16 protein-coding genes are annotated in these 17,439 nt (G+C 62.6%); 9 read left to right on the top strand and 7 right to left on the bottom strand.

What is annotated here, in order from left to right; all coding sequences use genetic code 11:
- Window positions 1–14 precede the first annotated feature (14 nt).
- Window positions 15–167 (bottom strand): hypothetical protein, encoded by a 153-nt coding sequence (locus tag FJ419_RS13095; protein ID WP_042643428.1) that lies wholly within the window; start codon window positions 165–167, stop codon window positions 15–17.
- Window positions 168–357: 190 nt separating this feature from the next.
- On the opposite strand from FJ419_RS13095, the gene FJ419_RS13090 reads away from it, so the two are divergent.
- From FJ419_RS13090 to FJ419_RS13080, 3 genes are read left to right on the top strand one after another with little or no spacing between them, the layout of a single operon-like run.
- The gene (locus FJ419_RS13090; RefSeq protein WP_140692783.1) at window positions 358–987 is read left to right on the top strand and encodes a shikimate kinase; all 630 of its coding nucleotides are present in this window, start codon (window positions 358–360) and stop codon (window positions 985–987) included.
- On the top strand, window positions 984–2,129 hold the full coding sequence (gene aroB, locus FJ419_RS13085) for a 3-dehydroquinate synthase (RefSeq protein WP_140692780.1): 1,146 nt from the start codon (window positions 984–986) through the stop codon (window positions 2,127–2,129). The genes FJ419_RS13090 and aroB overlap by 4 nt, the downstream gene beginning before the upstream one ends.
- The gene (locus tag FJ419_RS13080) at window positions 2,126–3,022 is read left to right on the top strand and encodes a transporter associated domain-containing protein (protein WP_140692777.1); all 897 of its coding nucleotides are present in this window, start codon (window positions 2,126–2,128) and stop codon (window positions 3,020–3,022) included. The genes aroB and FJ419_RS13080 overlap by 4 nt, the downstream gene beginning before the upstream one ends.
- 25 nt (window positions 3,023–3,047) lie before the next feature.
- Here the strand turns inward: FJ419_RS13080 and FJ419_RS13075 are convergent, their stop codons facing one another.
- Genes FJ419_RS13075 through FJ419_RS13065 form a run of 3 tightly spaced genes read right to left on the bottom strand, consistent with a single transcriptional unit; the run spans window position 3,048 to window position 7,883 of the window.
- Window positions 3,048–4,595 carry a SpoVR family protein gene (locus FJ419_RS13075; RefSeq protein WP_140692774.1) on the bottom strand — a complete coding sequence of 516 codons (1,548 nt, stop codon included), beginning with the start codon at window positions 4,593–4,595 and terminating at the stop codon, window positions 3,048–3,050.
- Between the two features lie 8 nt (window positions 4,596–4,603).
- The gene (locus FJ419_RS13070; RefSeq protein WP_140692771.1) at window positions 4,604–5,914 is read right to left on the bottom strand and encodes a YeaH/YhbH family protein; all 1,311 of its coding nucleotides are present in this window, start codon (window positions 5,912–5,914) and stop codon (window positions 4,604–4,606) included.
- Between the two features lie 19 nt (window positions 5,915–5,933).
- Window positions 5,934–7,883: a PrkA family serine protein kinase gene (locus FJ419_RS13065; protein ID WP_095767435.1), complete on the bottom strand. Its 1,950-nt coding sequence runs from the start codon at window positions 7,881–7,883 to the stop codon at window positions 5,934–5,936.
- A gap of 276 nt (window positions 7,884–8,159) precedes the next feature.
- On the opposite strand from FJ419_RS13065, the gene FJ419_RS13060 reads away from it, so the two are divergent.
- Window positions 8,160–8,966 (top strand): alpha/beta hydrolase, encoded by an 807-nt coding sequence (locus FJ419_RS13060; RefSeq protein ID WP_140692766.1) that lies wholly within the window; start codon window positions 8,160–8,162, stop codon window positions 8,964–8,966.
- Between the two features lie 4 nt (window positions 8,967–8,970).
- Here FJ419_RS13060 and FJ419_RS13055 read toward each other — a convergent pair whose 3' ends face one another.
- The gene (locus FJ419_RS13055) at window positions 8,971–9,273 is read right to left on the bottom strand and encodes a BolA family protein (protein ID WP_095767436.1); all 303 of its coding nucleotides are present in this window, start codon (window positions 9,271–9,273) and stop codon (window positions 8,971–8,973) included.
- 136 nt (window positions 9,274–9,409) lie between these two features.
- Here FJ419_RS13055 and FJ419_RS13050 point away from each other — a divergent pair, with 136 nt between their 5' ends.
- From FJ419_RS13050 to FJ419_RS13030, 5 genes are all read left to right on the top strand, one after another.
- Window positions 9,410–10,033: a J domain-containing protein gene (locus FJ419_RS13050; RefSeq protein ID WP_095767437.1), complete on the top strand. Its 624-nt coding sequence runs from the start codon at window positions 9,410–9,412 to the stop codon at window positions 10,031–10,033.
- 125 nt (window positions 10,034–10,158) lie between these two features.
- Window positions 10,159–11,145, top strand: a complete 987-nt coding sequence (gene cobS, locus FJ419_RS13045; RefSeq protein ID WP_140542548.1) for a cobaltochelatase subunit CobS — start codon at window positions 10,159–10,161, stop codon at window positions 11,143–11,145.
- Between the two features lie 9 nt (window positions 11,146–11,154).
- Window positions 11,155–11,625 carry a hypothetical protein gene (locus FJ419_RS13040; protein WP_140692763.1) on the top strand — a complete coding sequence of 157 codons (471 nt, stop codon included), beginning with the start codon at window positions 11,155–11,157 and terminating at the stop codon, window positions 11,623–11,625.
- Between the two features lie 9 nt (window positions 11,626–11,634).
- Window positions 11,635–13,533 carry a cobaltochelatase subunit CobT gene (gene cobT / locus FJ419_RS13035; protein ID WP_095767560.1) on the top strand — a complete coding sequence of 633 codons (1,899 nt, stop codon included), beginning with the start codon at window positions 11,635–11,637 and terminating at the stop codon, window positions 13,531–13,533.
- Window positions 13,530–14,546: an esterase-like activity of phytase family protein gene (locus FJ419_RS13030; protein ID WP_140692758.1), complete on the top strand. Its 1,017-nt coding sequence runs from the start codon at window positions 13,530–13,532 to the stop codon at window positions 14,544–14,546. The genes cobT and FJ419_RS13030 overlap by 4 nt, the downstream gene beginning before the upstream one ends.
- A 51-nt stretch (window positions 14,547–14,597) precedes the next feature.
- Here the strand turns inward: FJ419_RS13030 and FJ419_RS13025 are convergent, their stop codons facing one another.
- Window positions 14,598–15,401 (bottom strand): hypothetical protein, encoded by an 804-nt coding sequence (locus tag FJ419_RS13025; protein WP_140692755.1) that lies wholly within the window; start codon window positions 15,399–15,401, stop codon window positions 14,598–14,600.
- Between the two features lie 221 nt (window positions 15,402–15,622).
- Window positions 15,623–17,398: a GtrA family protein gene (locus tag FJ419_RS13020; protein WP_140692752.1), complete on the bottom strand. Its 1,776-nt coding sequence runs from the start codon at window positions 17,396–17,398 to the stop codon at window positions 15,623–15,625.
- Between the last annotated feature and the right edge of the window lie 41 nt (window positions 17,399–17,439).

Raw genomic sequence — 17,439 nt, 5'->3', positions numbered from 1 at the left:
TCGATGTTCGTGGGTCAGTTTTTCTTCGGGTTGAGCTTTTCAGCCGGAATGCGGATGCTCATTTCGGCCTTTTTCGGCTCCACGAACATCGCCAGCGCGAACATCGCGCCATAGGCAATGCCAGCAAGAACCGCCAGCGTCACGACGAAGCGAAACAAAGTCGGCATTCAATTTTCGCCCGTCTTGTTGTTCTGCGTTTCCAAAGCCCTGTGCCCTTATGGGACGCCAATCCGGCCAATTCAAGCACGAAGGATTCCGGTGAGCAGGAGGTTTTGCCGGGGAAGCTTCGAGGCCGTTTGTCCGGCCGTGCTTGACGCAAACAGGCTTTTGATGTCGATACGGCGCAAAGAGGCCCCGATGAACGCTCTGCCACCAAATCCGACGGACGAAGGCCGCGCCGCGCTGATCGAACGGCTCGGAAGCCGGTCGATCATCTTCGTCGGACTGATGGGCGCTGGCAAGACCGCGATCGGCCGCAAGGTGGCGACGATGCTGTCGCTGCCCTTCATGGACAGCGACCAGGAGATCGAAAGCGTCTCGCGCATGACGGTGCCGGAGTTGTTCGAGCGCTATGGCGAGCCGGAATTCCGCGCGCTGGAGCAGCGGGTGATCCTGCGTCTGCTGGAGAACGGACCGCAAGTGCTGTCGACCGGCGGCGGCGCCTTCATGAATGCGCAGACGCGCGAGGCGATTTCCGCGCATGGCGTATCGGTCTGGCTGAAGGCCGATCTGGACCTTTTGATGGAGCGCGTTTCGAAGAAGCAGAACCGGCCGCTCTTGAAGAATCCCGATCCGCGTGGCGTCCTGGAGAAGCTGATGGGCGAGCGCTATCCGGTCTACGCCATCGCCGACCTGACTGTGCCGACGCGCGACGACCGCAAGGAGATCATCGCTGGCGAAGTCGTCGCGGCGCTTTGCGCCCATCTCGGCATCGACACGATCGCAACGGGCGCTACGAGCGCCACAACTGGCGAGATTCAGTCGTGAGCAATGCCGAACCGGTGAAGGTTGAGGTCGGTCTCGGCGACCGTGCCTACGACATATTGATCGGTTCAGGATTGCTGGCGCGCGCCGGCGAGGAGATCGCGCGCCGGCTTCCCGGTACCCGCGCGGCCATCGTCACCGACCAGAATGTCGCCGCCGCGCATCTCGACACGTTGAAGGCTGGGTTGGACAAAGGCGGCATCCAGTCCGCCGTCATCACGCTGCCTGCGGGCGAGAAGACCAAGAGTTTCGTCCATCTGGAGGAAGCGGTCGACGGCGTGCTCGCGGCAAGACTCGAACGCCGCGACGTGGTGATCGCGCTCGGCGGTGGCGTCATCGGCGACCTTGCCGGTTTTGCTTCCGGCATCGTGCGCCGAGGCATGAATTTCGTGCAGATACCGACCTCGCTGCTGGCGCAGGTCGATTCTTCCGTCGGCGGCAAGACCGGCATCAACAGCGCGCGCGGCAAGAACCTCGTCGGCGTCTTCCACCAGCCCAGGCTGGTGCTTGCCGACACCCAGGTGCTCGACACGCTGCCGATCCGCGAGTTCCGCGCCGGCTATGCCGAGCTTGCCAAATACGGGCTGATCGACCGCCCGGCCTTCTTCGCCTGGCTCGAACGGAACTGGCGGGACGTTTTCGCCGGCGGTCCGGCGCGGGTCGAGGCGATCGCCGAGGCCTGCCGCGCCAAGGCCGACGTCGTTGCCCGCGACGAGTTCGAGACCGGCGACCGCGCCTTGCTCAATCTCGGCCACACTTTCGGTCATGCGCTCGAAGCTGCCACGCAGTATGATGGGAGCCGGCTCGTCCATGGCGAGGGCGTCGCCATCGGCATGGCGCTGGCGCATCGTTTTTCGGCGCGTCTCAACCTGGCGAGCCCGGACGACGCGGAGCGCGTCGAAGCGCATCTGCGCGCCGTCGGCCTGCCCTGGCGGATGGCCGATATTCCGGGCGAGCTGCCGGACGCCGAGGCGTTGCTCGGCTTCATCACCCAGGACAAGAAGGTTTCGCGCGGCGCGCTGACCTTCATTCTGACGCATGGCATCGGCCAAGCTTTCATCGCCAAGGACGTGCCGTCGTCGGAAGTGCTCTCCTTCCTCAAATCGAACCATCCCGGATGGCTCGAGGTGAGCCATCCCGGATGAACGGCGCCGGCTGGATCGTCGCCGCCGTCCTTGCCGCCATCGTGCTTTTGGCGCTTTTCTTCCGCGCCCGATTGCTTGCCGCTTGCGGCTATGCGCTGCGGCCGATCGAGCCGGCGCAGCGGTCCGAGCGCAACGGCAAGGATGAAGACGGCGACGAACCTCGCCGCGAGGGCGCGGCTGCCGGTGAGGAGCGCAATCGGCTCGAGGGCCTGTTCGACCTCGATGAGCTCGAAGTCTCGGACGTCATGGTCCACCGCACCAATATGCGCTCGGTCAATGCCGACAATGCGCCGGAGGCGGTGGTGCGCGAGATCCTGCAGAGCCCGCACACCCGCATGCCGCTATGGAAGGGCTCGCTCGACAACATCGTCGGCGTGTTGCACGCGAAGGATCTGCTGAGAGCCCTCAACGAGGTCGGCAACGATTTTTCGCGGATCGACGTCATGAAGATCGCGGCCAAGCCGTGGTTCGTGCCGGACACCACCACCTTGCAGGAACAGCTCAACGCCTTTCTGCGGCGCAAGGCGCATTTCGCCATCGTCGTCGACGAGTATGGCGAGGTCGAAGGGCTGGTGACGCTGGAAGACATCATCGAGGAGATCGTCGGCGAGATCGCCGACGAGCACGACATCGACATGCAGGGCGTCAAGAAAGAGGCCGACGGCTCGGTCGTCGTCGACGGCACGGTGCCAATCCGCGATTTGAACCGCGCGCTCGACTGGGACCTGCCCGACGAGGAAGCCACGACGATCGCCGGCCTCGTCATTCATGAGACGCAGTCGATCCCGGAGGAGAAGCAGGCCTTCACCTTCCACGGCAAGCGTTTCGTGGTGATGAAGCGCGAGAAGAACCGCATCGCCCGATTGCGGATACGTCCCGCCAGCGAGGGCTAAGGCGTGCCGATGTCCGGCGATGCCCTCAAAGTTCCTTGGTCCAACGCTCGCTGAGCATCGCGCCGGTACCGGCATCGATTGCCGCCAGGCTGACATCATAGCCCCAGAGGTTGCGGATATGGCGCAGCGTCGCGTCGCGGCTCTGGCCCTCGAGCATGACGCCATCCTTGACCACGTGCTGGAGCCGCAGATGCCGGTCGCCGAGCAGGTCGACGTCAACCACCTGGATGTCGGGACGGTTGGCGCCGATATCGTAGCTTTGCGCCAACGCCGACCTTATCTTGCCATAGCCGCGCTCATTGTGAATCGAGGCCACCTCATAGTGCGGCTCGTCGGCACCGTCGGCCAGCACGAAGAGCCGCCATTTGCGGATCAGCCTTGGGCTCAGATACTGCCGGATGAAGGATTCATCGCGATGGTTGGCCCAGGCGTCGAGCAAGGTGTCGCGCCAGTCGCCGCGGCCGGCGATGTCGGGAAACCAGTCGCGGTCCTCGGCGGTCGGCGCGGTCGAGATGCGCTGGATGTCCTGCATCATGTCGAGACCCAGCGCATAGGGATTGATGCCGGAAAAGCGCGGGTCGTCATAGGCCGGCTGGAAGACCACGTTCGAGTGGTTGCGCAGGATTTCGAGCATGGCGCCTTCGTTGATGCGGCCACGGTCGAACAGCATGTTCATGAGCGTGTAATGCACGAAGGTCGCGCAACCTTCGTTCATCACCTGGGTTTGCCGCTGCGGATAAAAATATTGCGCGATGACGCGCACGATCCTGACGATCTCGCGCTGCCAGGGCTCGAGGACGAGACTGTTCTTCTCGAGGAAATAGAGCAGGTTCTCCTCTGGCAGATTGAGCGATTTTTTCCGCTCGGCCGCGTCGTCGTCACCGGCTGTTTTGGTATCGTCGCTCTCTTGCGAAGGCGGTAGTGTCCGCCAGAGATCGTTGAACGAACGCTCCTCGTATTCCAGGCGCTCGCGCAGCCCTTCGCGCTGCTGCTCGGACGACAGTCTCGGCGGCCGATGATAGCGGAACACACCCTGCTCCATCAGCGCGTGGGCCGAATCCAGGATTGCCTCCACGGCTGCCAGGCCATGCCGTTCCTCGCATCGGGCTATGTAGCTCTTGGCAAAATCCAGATAGCTCAGGATGCCGCCGGCGTCCGTCCATTGCCGGAAAAGGTGATTGTTCTTGAAGAAATGGTTGTGTCCCAGCGCAGCATGCGCCGTCACCAAAGCCTGCAGGGCCATGGTGTTTTCTTCCATGAGGTAGACGATGCAGGGATTGGAGTTGATGACCAGTTCATAGGCCAGACCGCGTGCGCCCTTACGGTAGAGCAGTTCGTTGTAGAGGAAGTGCTTGCCGAATGACCAATGCCGGTACATCAGCGGCATGCCCACCGACGAATAGGCGTCGAGCATCTGCTCGGAAGAGATGATCTCCATCTGCACCGGGTAGATGTCGAGGCGAAGCTCTTCGAGGCCGATCGCTTCGATCTCGTCATAGACCCGGGACAGCTTGTTGAAATCCCAGTCCGACCCGGAAAACAGCAATTCGGATTTGCGCGCTTGGCTGACCATCCGAGCCCTCAAGCGCTCTTGCGCAGATCAGGTTGCCTGGCGAAGAGCTCGCGGAAGACCGGGTATATGTCGGCCGGCGCGGCGATGCGCCTCATCTGGAAATTCGGCCATTTCCCGTCGACGGCATTGTAGGCGCGCCAGAGCGACGTTCCGTTCTCGGTCGAGCCGAAAATGTGGCTTTCCCGCTCGTCGATGATCTCCACATAGGCGAAATACTGGCAAAGCCGCATCAGCTTGCGGTCGAGCAGTTCTATGCAGCGCTCGGAATCGGTGGCGAAATTGTCGCCGTCGGAGGCCTGGGCGGCGTAGATGTTCCATTCGGCGACCGGGTAGCGTTCCTCGATGATGCGGTGCATTTCCTCGAGCGCGGTGGAGACGACCGTGCCGCCGCTTTCGGTGTGGTAGAAGAACGTATGCTCGTCCACCTCCTTGGCTTCGTGGGTGTGGCGGATGAAGACGACCTCGGTGCGTTCGTAGCGCCGTGTCAGAAACAGATGCAGCAGCACGAAGAAGCGTTTGGCCAGATCCTTCTCGCGCTCTCCCATCGAGCCGGAGACGTCCATCAGACAGAACATCACCGCGCTGGCGTTCGGCACCGGCTGGGGATCGAAGCGGTTGAAACGGATATCGACCGGATCGACATAGGCAATTCGCCTGCGCCTGCGCTCGATCCGGTCGAACTCCTCGCGCAGGGCAGCGATGCGTTCGCTCATCGCCGCGCTTGCCGGTTTCGCTTCAAGCTCGGCAATCTGCAGGGCGATTGCGTCCAACTCCGCCTGCTTGGGACGCCTGAGCGCGATGCGGCGCCCGTGGCTGTTGCGCATCGTGCGTCCGACATTGATGTTGGTCGGCGCTCCGCTTGCCGTGAAGCCCGCCCGTCTCGGCTTGAAGCTCAGTATCTGCTTGAGATTGAGCTTGACCAGATCCGGCAGTTCGAGGTCCTCGAAGAAAAGGTCGAGCACTTCCTCGCGTGACAGCACAAAGCGGAAGTCGTCCTCGGATTCCGTGGTCCCCGGAGCCGATCCATAGCCGCCGCCGCCGCCCGGCTTGGGGATAAGATCGCCAGAGCTGAATGTCCTGTTGCCGGGCAGGATGTGCTGACGCCTGCCGCTTTCCTTGTCTTCGCCGAAGGTCGGTTCGCTGGTGCCCTTGCGAGGCATCGGCACGGCATGCTCGCGGTCAATGTCGGCGATACGACCTGTCCGGACGTGGTCGCGGATGCTGCGCTTGAGCTCATCACGGGCGCGTCGGAGGAAGCGCTGGCGATTGCCCAGGCTCTTGTCCTTCGGGTTCAGGCGGCGGTCGATGAAGATCGGCATGGAACCGTCCCGGCTTTGCTCAACCCGCCTTGTTCACGCGCATATACCAGTCGACCAGCCGGCGAACCTGCCGCTGGGTGTAGCCGCGTTCCACCATGCGCTGCACGAATTCGTTGTGCCGCTTCTCCGTGACGCTGTCCTGCTTGGAGCCGAAGCTGATCACCGGCAGCAGGTCCTCGACTTGGCCGAACATGCGCTTCTCGATGACCTCGCGAAGCTTTTCATAGCTCGTCCAGGAGGGATTGCGGCCATGGTTGCGCGCCCGGGCACGCAGTGTGAATTTGACCACTTCGTTGCGGAAGTCCTTGGGGTTGGCGATGCCGGCCGGTTTTTCGACCTGCGACAATTCCTTGTCCAGCACCTCGCGGTTGAGGATCTGGCCGGTGTCGGGGTCCTTGTAGTCCTGATCCTCGATCCAGGCGTCGGCATAGGCGATGTAGCGGTCGAAGAGGTTCTGACCGTACTCGCTGTAGGATTCCAGATAGGCCTTCTGGATCTCATGGCCGATGAACTCGGCATAGCGCGTCGCGAGTTCCGATTTGATGAATTCGAGGAAGGCGGCTTCCGTTTCCTTCGGGAATTGCTCGCGCTTGATGGCCTCCTCGAGGATGTACATCAGGTGCACGGGATCGGCCGCCACCTCCTTGGTGTCGTAGTTGAACGTCTGCGACAGGATCTTGAAGGCAAAGCGCGTGCTTACCCCGGTCATGCCCTCGTCGACGCCGGCGGCGTCGCGATACTCCTGGACCGACTTGGCCTTGGGGTCGATCTCCTTGAGGTTCTCGCCGTCATAGGCGCGCATCTTGGTGTAGAGCGGTGAGTTCTCATGTTCGGCAAGGCGGGTGGAGACGGTGAAGCGGCTGAGGATGTCCAGCACTTCGGGCGCGCAGGGGCTGTTTGCCAGCTCGCTCTCGCGCAGCAGCTTCTCGTAAATGTGCCTCTCCTCGGTAACACGAAGGCAATAGGGAACCTTGACCACGAGGATGCGGTCGAGGAAGGCTTCGTTGTTCTTGTTGTTCTTGAACTGCTGCCATTCCGATTCGTTGGAATGGGCCACGACGATGCCCTGATAAGGGAAGGCACCGAAATTCTCGGTGCCGTTGTAGCTGCCTTCCTGGGTTGCCGTCAGCAATGGGTGCAGGACCTTGATGGGCGCCTTGAACATCTCGACGAATTCGAGCAGCCCTTGGGTGGTCCGGTTGAGGCCGCCGCTGTAGGAGTAGGCGTCCGGGTCGGACTGGCTGAAGTGCTCCAACTGCCTGATGTCGACCTTGCCGACCAGGGCCGAGACATCCTGATTGTTCTCGTCGCCGGGCTCGGTCTTGGCGATGGCGATCTGGCGCAGCCGCGACGGCATCAGCTTGACCACGCTGAATTTGGAGATGTCGCCCGACAGTTCGTCGAGGCGCTTGGCCGCCCAGGGCGAAATCAGTCCGTTCAGGCGGCGGCGGGCGATGCCGTATTTGTCCTCCAGCAGATCGCCCATGCGATCGGGATGGAAAAGCCCGAGCGGAGATTCGAAGACCGGGCTGATCTTATTGCCGACCTTGAGCGTGTAGATCGGGCGCTCCTCCATCAACTTCTTCAGCCGTTCGGCCAGTGAGGATTTGCCGCCGCCGACCGGGCCGAGGAGATAGAGGATCTGCTTGCGCTCCTCGAGGCCCTGCGAGGCATAGCGGAAATATCCGGCGATGCGCTCGATCGTATCCTCCATTCCGTAGAAATCGGAGAAGGAGGGATAGACCTTGATGGTGCGGTTGGAGAAAATGCGGCCGAGCCGCTCGTCCTTGCTGGTGTCGACCAGGTTCGGCTCACCGATCGCCTCGACCATGCGTTCGGGCGCCGACGCGTACATGGATTTGTCTTCGCGGCAGGCCAGGAGATATTGCTGCAGGCTGATCTCTTCCTGAGCCGCGTTGGAATAAATCTCCGAAAACAGATCGAAGACGTCTGATTGGTTCTCGCGCATGGTGCTTTGCCTCGGAGCCGGTGGGCTGCCAATCGGCTCATCGCTGCATCAACTGCCGGAAAGCACTGTTTGTTCCCTTCACATGAAGGATAGCGCATGCAATCTGGCATTGACCCGGGGGATACCCGACGCGGCCGAAAATGCTCGCCCCAGAAATACGTGGTGATTGCCGGCGGAGCTTCAAGGTCCTGATTTGGTTTGCTACCCACAAGTTGTCATTATTAATCCAATCGAGGTGCGCGGCACGCTTGCGCCGTAACCTGGCCGGAGATGACGATGATCGATCGACGCGGCTTCATCGCGGCATCCCTGGGGGCGCTGCTGCCGGCAGGTGCGTCAGCCGCCAGGCGTCCGGGTCGGCAGGCGCCGCAAACCCTCGATTACGGTCCGGCCAAGCTCGACATCTACGCGCCGGACGACGCGAACAACTTGCCGGTGGTCTTCTTTGTCCATGGCGGCGCCTGGCGGTTCGGCAAACGCGGCCAGGTCGGCTCAAAGCCGGACTTCCTGCTCGCCAATGGATTCGTGTTCGTCTCGATCGATTACCGCATGCTGCCGGAAGCCGATGTCGGCACCCAGGCCGGCGACGTCGAAAAGGCCTATGGCTATGTGCGCGCCAACATTGCCCGATACGGCGGCGATCCCAGTCGCATTATCGGCATGGGCCATTCGGCCGGGTGCCACCTTATCGCCCTGACCGGCATGCGCGGCGGGTTGCCCGGTGTCGCCGCGCTGATCCTGGACGATACCAGGGCCTATGATCTTGTGGCGTTATCCAGGAATGGCGGCATGGTGGGCGTCTATGCGCGTGCCTTTCCCGACCCGACACAATGGGCGGCGCTATCGCCGTCGACCCATGTCGACGGCAGGAAACATCCGCCGACCTTCATCGCCTACTCGCGCGCGCCCGGGCGAAGCGAAGCGTCGAAGGCTTTCGCGGGACGCCTGCGCGCCACCGGCGCCAAGGTCACGCTGTTCGACGGCAGCGCCTATACGCATATGTCGATCAATCGCGATTTCGGCCAGGACGGCGACGCCTTGACCAAGGCTGTGTTGGCCTTCCTCAAGGCGAGCGTCGGCTGAGAGCTTACCAGCGCGTCTTCTCGCCGGGTGCCGCCGGCTCGATCGCCAGCGCATGCACGCCGGCCTTCAGTTCGTCCGCGAGCAATTCGTTGACGGCACGGTGGCGCTCGATGCGAGCCATGCCGGCAAAGCTCGGCGAGACGATGCGAACGCGGAAATGCGTCTCGCCGGCGCCGTCGAACGTCGCGTGGTGGCCCGACTCGACGTGATGATGACCGGCGTGAAGGTGGCTCTCATTGATGACCGCTAGCCGTTCGGGCGAAAATGCTGCTTTCAGCTTGTTTTCGATTGTCGACTGTATGGACATCCGGGTTTCCCTTCCCCACATCTGCGGCACAGCCGCAAAATCTTGAATTTCGACCGCTTTTAAGCCGCGATTCAGCGGTTAGGGCGATCATCGGCGAAATGTCAATTCTTGTTTCGCATATGCGAACAGCCCATAAATGGGTGAGATGAAAGCGTATCCCAAATATTTCGAGAAAATTCGAATTCGGCCGGAGAAGGACGCGGAGCTGAAGTCGCGCGCGCCGATCTGCCAGTGGGACGGCTGCAACGAGGCCGGCACGCATCGCGCGCCGGTCGGGCGCCTCAAGGAGGGCGAGTATTTTCGCTTCTGCTTCGACCATGTGCGCGAATACAACAAGGGCTTCAATTACTTCTCCGGCGTGTCGGACACAGAGATCGCCCGTTTCCAGAAGGAGGCGCTGACCGGCCACAGGCCGACATGGCGCATGGGCGCCAATGGCGGCGGAACGCGCTCGGCGCCGGATTTCGCGCAGCAGCGTTCGGGACGGGCCGGCTACTACAACCGCATGCGCGATCCCTTCAACCTGTTCAGCGGCGGAGCACGCGAGCCGCGCGAGCGCAAGGCAAAGCCACTTGAGGCCAAGGCGCTGGAAACGCTTGGCCTTGACACAAAGGCGACTGGTCAGGACATCAAGGCGCGCTATAAGGAACTCGTTAAGCGTCACCATCCGGATGCGAATGGCGGCGACAGAGGTTCGGAAGACCGGTTCCGCGATGTGCTGCAGGCCTATCGCGTGCTCAAGCAAGCAGGATTGTGCTGAGCGGCCCCACGGTACCAAGTCGTTTTTCCAACTTTCATAAGGTTGGAAAAGGCTCTAAGACCGCCCCCGGACAAAATTGATTGCCGGCGAAACGCGGCGTTTCGCCCGTGGAGACGTTGATAGTGATGAACAAGGTCGATCGCGACATCGCCAACCTGCCCGATACGACAGTGCCGGTGAAGGAGAAATTCGGCTTCGATTCCAAGATGGTCGTTCCCGCCTATTCGGCGGCGACGGAGCATGTACCGGACATCGACCCGGATTATCTGTTCGACAAGGCGACGACATTGGCGATCCTCGCCGGCTTTGCCTACAACCGCCGCGTCATGGTGTCGGGCTATCACGGCACTGGCAAGTCGACGCATATCGAGCAGGTCGCGGCGCGGCTCAACTGGCCCTGTGTGCGCGTCAACCTCGACAGCCATGTCAGCCGCATCGACCTCGTCGGCAAGGACGCCATCGTCGTCAAGGAAGGGCTGCAGGTCACCGAATTCCGCGACGGCATCCTGCCCTGGGCCTATCAGCACAATGTGGCGCTCTGCTTCGACGAATATGATGCCGGCCGGCCGGACGTGATGTTCGTCATCCAGCGCGTGCTGGAATCGTCGGGCCGCCTGACCCTGCTCGACCAGAGCCGGGTCATCCGCCCGCACCCTGCATTCCGGCTGTTCGCCACCGCCAACACGGTCGGCCTTGGCGACACCACGGGGCTCTATCACGGCACCCAGCAGATCAACCAGGCGCAGATGGACCGCTGGTCGATCGTCACCACGCTCAATTACCTGCCGCACGACAATGAAGTGAACATCGTGCTGGCCAAGGCCAAGCACTATCGCGACAGCAAGGGCAAGGACATCGTCAACAAGATGGTGCGTGTCGCCGACATGACGCGTTCGGCCTTCATCAATGGCGACTTGTCGACCGTGATGAGCCCGCGCACCGTCATCACCTGGGCCGAGAACGCCGAGATCTTCGGCGATATCGGCATGGCGTTCCGGCTGACCTTCCTCAACAAGTGCGACGAGCTGGAGCGTTCGGTGGTGGCCGAGTTCTACCAACGCGCCTTCGGCGAGGATCTGCCGGAGAGCGCCGCGAACGTGGTGCTGGGGTAGGCGGAGCCCATGCAACCAGCCCTGCGGACATTCCAGTGGGGTTTGCTGATTTTTTGCTTATCTGTCTGTCAGGTAGCTATGGCTCAAACCAACCCGTTCAAAGCCGGGCAGATTTGGACTTACCGCGGAGCGGTACCTGCTTCATCTCGGGTAATCGTCGGTGCGGTTGACAGCTTCGATGGCAATCAACAGGCCATCGTGTCGATCTCTGTTACAGACGCGCCGATACCGACCGGCGAAAAACAACTGCAAACCGTTTCTCATATGCCCATTTCGGCGGAAGCTCTGAGAGCAAGTGTCGTTGAACTTGAAGGCGTCGTTCCGATCCCAAGTGGTTTTGAAAATGGATACCGTCAGTGGCGACAGGCTTATGACTCCGGAAAAGGGGGCTATTTCACAATTTCGGTGAAGGAAATTGTCGGAATTCTCCGTACTCAGTTTGACCAGCCGACACCAATCCAACAGCCGGAACTAAAATAGAGACGTATCATGGCGGGTCCAGGCGACAACACGCGCAACAAGCCGAAGAACGGGTCTGAAGCCGACAGCTTCAAGCGCGCGGTGACCGTGTGCATGCGCGCCGTCGCCGGCGACAAGGACCTCGAGGTCGGTTTTGCCAAGGACCGGCCGGCTTTGGCCGGCAACCGCGCTCGCCTGCCCGAACTGCCGAAGAAAGCGTCCCGCAACGACATTGCGATCACGCGCGGCCTGGGCGATTCCATGGCGCTGAAGCGCGCCTGCCACGATCAGCGCATCCACAACAGGCTGGCGCCGGAAGGCAAGCTGGCGCGTTCCATCTTCGACGCCGTCGAGCAGGCGCGCGTCGAGGCGATCGGCAGCCGCGCCATGCAAGGCGTGGCCGACAATATCGGCTCGATGCTCGAGGACAAATACGCCAAGGCGAACCTCGTCGACGTCAGGGACAAGGCGGACGCGCCGCTCGAGGAAGCGATTGCGCTGATGGTGCGCGAGAAGCTCACCGGACGTTCCGTGCCGAAGAGCGGCGAGCGGCTGGTCGATCTCTGGCGTCCCTGGATCGAGGAAAAGGCGAGCGGCGAGCTGGACGGCCTGTCGGCCAAGCTCGAGGACCAGCAGGCCTTTGCCCGCGTCGTGCGCGACATGCTGGTTTCCATGGAAATGGCCGAACAACTCGGCGAAGACCAGGAAACCGACGACTCGGAGGAAAACGAAGAGAACGAGCAGCAGGGCGAGGAACAGAGCGAGGAAGGCGGCGAGGAGGATTCAGGCTCCGAGCAGTCGCAGTCGGAAGATGCCGAAGCCTCCGCCGACGACGAAGAGTCGGCCGAGACCGAAGCGACCGACGCCACCTCCGACGACCTGTCCGATGAGGACGACGCCGACGCCGAGACGCCGGGCGAGGCCAAGCGCAACGACAATCCGTTCCTGAACCTGCCGAAAGAGATCGATTACAAGGTGTTCACCACCGCCTTCGACGAGACGGTGGGCGCCGAGGAACTATGCGAGGAAGAGGAGCTCGACCGGCTGCGCGCCTTCCTCGACAAGCAGCTCGCCAACCTTTCCGGCGTCGTCGGGCGGCTCGCCAACCGGCTGCAGCGCCGGCTGATGGCGCAGCAGAACCGCTCCTGGGATTTCGACCTGGAAGAAGGCTATCTCGATCCGGCCCGCCTGGTGCGCGTCGTCATCGACCCGATGCAGCCGCTGTCCTTCAAGCAGGAGCGCGACACCAAGTTCCGCGACACGGTGGTGTCGCTGGTGCTCGACAATTCGGGCTCCATGCGCGGCCGGCCGATCACCGTCGCCGCGACCTGCGCCGACATCCTGGCGCGCACGCTGGAGCGCTGCGGCGTTTCGGTGGAAATCCTCGGCTTCACCACGCGGGCGTGGAAAGGCGGGCAGGCGCGCGAGAAATGGCTGAAGGATGGCAAGCCGCCTAACCCCGGCCGGCTCAACGACCTGCGCCACATCATCTATAAATCCGCCGACCATCCGTGGCGGCGCGCGCGCCGCAATCTCGGGCTGATGATGCGCGAGGGCCTGCTCAAGGAAAACATCGACGGCGAGGCGTTGCTATGGGCGCATAACCGGCTGATCGGCCGGCCGGAGCAGCGCAAGATCCTGATGATGATCTCTGATGGCGCGCCGGTCGACGATTCCACGCTGTCGGTCAATCCGGGCAATTACCTGGAACGGCATCTGCGGGCGGTCATCGAGCTGATCGAAACGCGCTCGCCGGTCGAGCTGCTGGCGATCGGCATCGGCCACGACGTCACGCGCTATTATCGCCGCGCCGTCACCATCGTCGATGCCGAGGAACTCGCCGGCGCCATGACCGAGCAACTCGCCTCGCTGTTCGGCGAGGAAAGCGCGCGCGACACGCGGCGCGGCGGATTGCGGCGCGCCGGATGATCCTTTCGGGGCGGTGTGCGCGGCGGACGCTTTTCGCCTGCGTGCTGGCCTGCGCATCGCCGGCAATTGCCGCTCCGGGAACTCCCGTCGAAGCAGTCGGGATTTCGGCGCGGCCGATCGGCCAGTTCCATATCGGCCGCGACGAGACGCGGTTCGGCCCGCTTGAATTCGTCGGCGGGCTGGAGATGACTTCGCCGGCGCGCGATTTCGGCGCGCTATCGGCCTTTCGCTTTCTGAAGCCGGGCAGCGACTTCATCGGCGTCGCCGACACCGGCTTCTGGTTCTTCGGGACGATCACGCATGACGCCGACCGACGTCCGTCGGGTGTTTCGAACTTCCGCCTGCAGCAGATGGTCGACGCTTCGGGCCGGCCGATCGACCGCAAATGGGAGGTCGACGCTGAAGGGCTCGCGGTCAGGGACGGCATCGCCACCGTCGGCTTTGAGCGCGACCAGCGCGTCGCCCAGTTCAAGATCGATCCCGACAATATGAGAGGCCCGGTCAGGCAGCTCGACTATCAGGTACCCGCCGAGGAGCTGCGCCAGAACCGCGGCTTCGAGACCGTCACCCATGCCAATCCTTATGGGCAGCACGCGGGCGGCCTGGTCGTGGTCTCGGAGAGGAGCCTCGACGAAGCCGGCAACGTCTATGCCGCCATCATTGAGGGGCCGCATAAGGGCATCTTCACCGTGAAGCGCGACGGCGATTTCGACATAACCGACGGCGCCTTCCTGCCGGATGGCGACCTGTTGCTGCTGGAGCGCAGTTTTTCGATCGCGCGCGGGGTGAGGATGCGGCTGCGGCGCATCTATGGCGAAAGCGTCGCGAAGGGCGCGGTCGCCGACGGGCCGGTGCTGATGGAGGCCGATATGGGCTACCAGATCGACAATATGGAAGGGCTCGACGTCTGGACCCGCGACGACGGCGCGCTGATGGTGTCGCTGATATCCGACGACAACCATTCGATCCTGCAGCGCAACCTCTACCTGGAATTCATCCTGCACCAGGATTGACGACGGCTGGCCGGCATGGATTCAGCCGTGCCGACGGCGGGCGCCAAGAGATTACCGGCCGACGTGACGGACTTCGTTCATCACGAAATTGGCCGCGCGCTTGCTCCGGTTGCGGATCTTGAGCGTCGCGGTGTTGTCCACGAAATAGGTGTGAAGAATGCTGTCGCGGGTGCGGACTTCCGGTCCGACGGTGTCGACGGCGTGCCAGGTGTCGGTGCCGACCGCAAAGGCGTAGCCGGTGTTCGGCGAAAACGACATCCGGTGCGAATTCTCGAAACGCCCGTCCGGCATGCGCTCGGCGAAGCGGGTGCCGATATGGTTGATCGAGTCGTCCTCCGGCAAGTAGAACTGGACCGTGATCCCTTTCCATTTCGTGTCGGTGTGGAAGCCGATCTTGTAGCCCGCCACGTCGCGCGTCAGCATCGGCACCGGATACATGCCGACCTTCATGAAGTCCGAGCCGAACCGGCGCTCCAAGCCCGGGGCAAGGCGGCGCATGAATGCGTCCTTCAGCTGCGGCGCATGCAATGCCTTGCCAACCAGGGACCAAATCGCCCGCTTCTCCTGCGGCAGATGGCGGATGTATTCGGGGTAGAGGTCGATCTTGATGCGCGTCGGGGTGCCGTCAGCCTTGATATTCACATTGTTGCGTCCCTTGAGCGCACGATATTCGCGCGCCTCCGGCATGGCGGCGCGCATGCGTGAATAAAGATCCGCCGGGAAAACATCGGTCATTTCCAGATGCCAGAAAGGCTTTTCCACAAAGGCGGCGCGGTTCACGGCGTCCACCATGTGGGAGACAACATGCTGCAGTGCGGCTGATGCTGGCGCCGCCGCGCCGTCTATGGCCGACATGGATGTCTTCTCCCCAAGCTAAAACCCCGAATTCAAATTTCTTGAATACATATATCGCCGCCCGAGCGAAATGCTAACCAAAGCACAGGCTGGATTGCAACGATCCACGGGACTGATTTCGATAGCGGTTTTCTAAATCACGCAGTGAAATTGCATCAGCGCAAAGCAGGCGTGTTGCGAAGGGCGTTGTCGACGATGCTGACATGGCCGCGGGTCGACATTCAACGGACCTTGTAGATCTCGATCGGCTTTCCAGCTGTAGACGGTTCCAGTTCGAGCCATTCAGGCAGGTCGTCCCGCAGCAACGCCGCGACAAGGCTCTTCGGCGCGTCCAGAGCCAGCGATATCTCTTCCGTGTTGCCGCGGCAGATCGCGACCAGCCCGACATGCTCGCGTTCGATGACGGCGCGGGCGGCGTCCGGCGTTCCCATGAAAGCGTCGAGCATGGCGAGATTGCCGCCGACGTTGCGATGGTAAGGGCCGGCCAGCGCCCGATGGCCGGTGAACGTCAATATTCCCGAGCCGAGATTGGACGAGGCAAGCACCGTCGTCGCCGGCATCGCGGCAAGATCGTGGAAGTCGCCCGGCTTGCCGCAGGTCACGGCATGGTCGGGGTCGGAATTAACCCGCTGCGGCGCCTGCTGGACGACGGACTGCGCCGCCACCGCGACCCCGGCCCAGGTCGCGTTGAGCGAGACCAGCCACGCCATGATGATGCCGGTGGAAATGCGCCACGAGGGCGCGGCGTCCGCCCGCAGGCGGATTCTCGCGATCCAGGCCGAGAGCGGCAGCACGGCGAAGGCGACGGAGAAGGTCGAGCCGCGCACCTGCCAGAGGCTGACGCCGAAGGCGGCGACGAGCAGGATGGCGGCGAGCATCTCGGCGCGGCGCAGGCGACGGGTTCGGAGCTGAAAGCCGACCAGCAGGATCGCGATGAAGGGCGTCACATAGCGCGCCGCCATCAGCTTCGGCTGGTGGATGGCGACGCTCCAGAAGGGCTGCGCTTCGACCACGTCGGCCAGCCAATAAGTGCGGATACGTTCGTCCATGCCCGCATAGGGCGATGCCAGGCATTGCGGGAAGAACACGATCACAACGACCGCGACCACCGCCATTAGCGCCAGCATCGAAACCAGCCGCGCCCGGCGGCTGGATGCGGCAAAGGTACTGGCGATCACGAGGCCGAAGCCGGATAATGCGGCAACGGCGAACTGGAAAGAGGAGAAGGCGTCGCATTGGGCCACGCCCCAGTCGGCCGGCCGGATGGTCGCCACGAAGACCAGGGAGGCGATGCCGGCAAATCCGAGACCGAAGCCTCGCGCCGTGACGCGCTCCTTGTCGTCGAGGATGAACAGGACAGCGGCGCAGATGCCGAGCACCGCCACATAGGGAGCGGTCTCCATGCCGATGGCGAGCGTCAGCCCAGCGCAAATGCCCGCCAGAAGGGCAGCGGGGCGCCAGGAGGGCGCTTCCATCAGGAGCCAGAGGCTGGCCGCAGTCAGCAGCAGCTGGACGTTGTGGTGATCGATTACCCCCGGGCTGTAGATCACCAGGAAGAAAAGCGCCGCCGTCGACAGGATGATTGCCGGCATCGCAACATTCGCAGCGGCAAAGCGCTGCGAGGCGCGCATGAGCACGAATATGGTCAGCCCGTAGAGGAGTGTCGGCCAGATGATCTGCGCGGCGCGTTCGGCAGCGGCCGTGCCGGTACCCAGCGCATCGAAGGCCATGATGATCAGCGCGAGCGGCGTATCGACAAGCCGCGACCAGTGCATGACGAAGCCGCCCGAGGTTCCCATCCTGTATTGGTGGAGATCGAACCAGCCCTGCCCGCCGAGCAGGTCGCGAACCTCGACCAGCCGCAGCATGCTGTCATTGTCGGCGCCGTAGTCGCCGAGGGTTGGAAAACCGGAAACGGCGTTGATCGTCAGCACCACCAGCGTAGCGCACAGCGCAAGCAGAAGGTCGTTTTTCCAACCGTTGCCTGGCATGGTCATGCTGGTCGCGATGCCCTGGAGAATTTTCGCGATCCTGCACG

The organism is Mesorhizobium sp. B2-6-2, from assembly GCF_006440615.1.
Lineage (GTDB): Bacteria > Pseudomonadota > Alphaproteobacteria > Rhizobiales > Rhizobiaceae > Mesorhizobium.
This window is presented reverse-complemented; position numbering and strand designations above follow the sequence as displayed.

Excerpts from the sequence above, each read along its gene's own strand:
- FJ419_RS13030 (WP_140692758.1), top strand. The coding sequence starts at position 13,530 with ATGATCCTTTCGGGGCGGTGTGCGCGGCGGACGCTTTTCGCCTGCGTG.
- FJ419_RS13020 (WP_140692752.1), bottom strand. The coding sequence starts at position 17,398 with ATGACCATGCCAGGCAACGGTTGGAAAAACGACCTTCTGCTTGCGCTG.
- FJ419_RS13075 (WP_140692774.1), bottom strand. The coding sequence starts at position 4,595 with ATGGTCAGCCAAGCGCGCAAATCCGAATTGCTGTTTTCCGGGTCGGAC.
- cobT (WP_095767560.1), top strand. The coding sequence starts at position 11,635 with ATGGCGGGTCCAGGCGACAACACGCGCAACAAGCCGAAGAACGGGTCT.
- FJ419_RS13055 (WP_095767436.1), bottom strand. The coding sequence starts at position 9,273 with ATGTCCATACAGTCGACAATCGAAAACAAGCTGAAAGCAGCATTTTCG.
- FJ419_RS13090 (WP_140692783.1), top strand. The coding sequence starts at position 358 with ATGAACGCTCTGCCACCAAATCCGACGGACGAAGGCCGCGCCGCGCTG.
- FJ419_RS13060 (WP_140692766.1), top strand. The coding sequence starts at position 8,160 with ATGATCGATCGACGCGGCTTCATCGCGGCATCCCTGGGGGCGCTGCTG.
- FJ419_RS13095 (WP_042643428.1), bottom strand. The coding sequence starts at position 167 with ATGCCGACTTTGTTTCGCTTCGTCGTGACGCTGGCGGTTCTTGCTGGC.
- cobS (WP_140542548.1), top strand. The coding sequence starts at position 10,159 with ATGAACAAGGTCGATCGCGACATCGCCAACCTGCCCGATACGACAGTG.
- FJ419_RS13080 (WP_140692777.1), top strand. The coding sequence starts at position 2,126 with ATGAACGGCGCCGGCTGGATCGTCGCCGCCGTCCTTGCCGCCATCGTG.
- FJ419_RS13025 (WP_140692755.1), bottom strand. The coding sequence starts at position 15,401 with ATGTCGGCCATAGACGGCGCGGCGGCGCCAGCATCAGCCGCACTGCAG.
- FJ419_RS13065 (WP_095767435.1), bottom strand. The coding sequence starts at position 7,883 with ATGCGCGAGAACCAATCAGACGTCTTCGATCTGTTTTCGGAGATTTAT.
- FJ419_RS13040 (WP_140692763.1), top strand. The coding sequence starts at position 11,155 with ATGCAACCAGCCCTGCGGACATTCCAGTGGGGTTTGCTGATTTTTTGC.
- FJ419_RS13070 (WP_140692771.1), bottom strand. The coding sequence starts at position 5,914 with ATGCCGATCTTCATCGACCGCCGCCTGAACCCGAAGGACAAGAGCCTG.
- FJ419_RS13050 (WP_095767437.1), top strand. The coding sequence starts at position 9,410 with ATGGGTGAGATGAAAGCGTATCCCAAATATTTCGAGAAAATTCGAATT.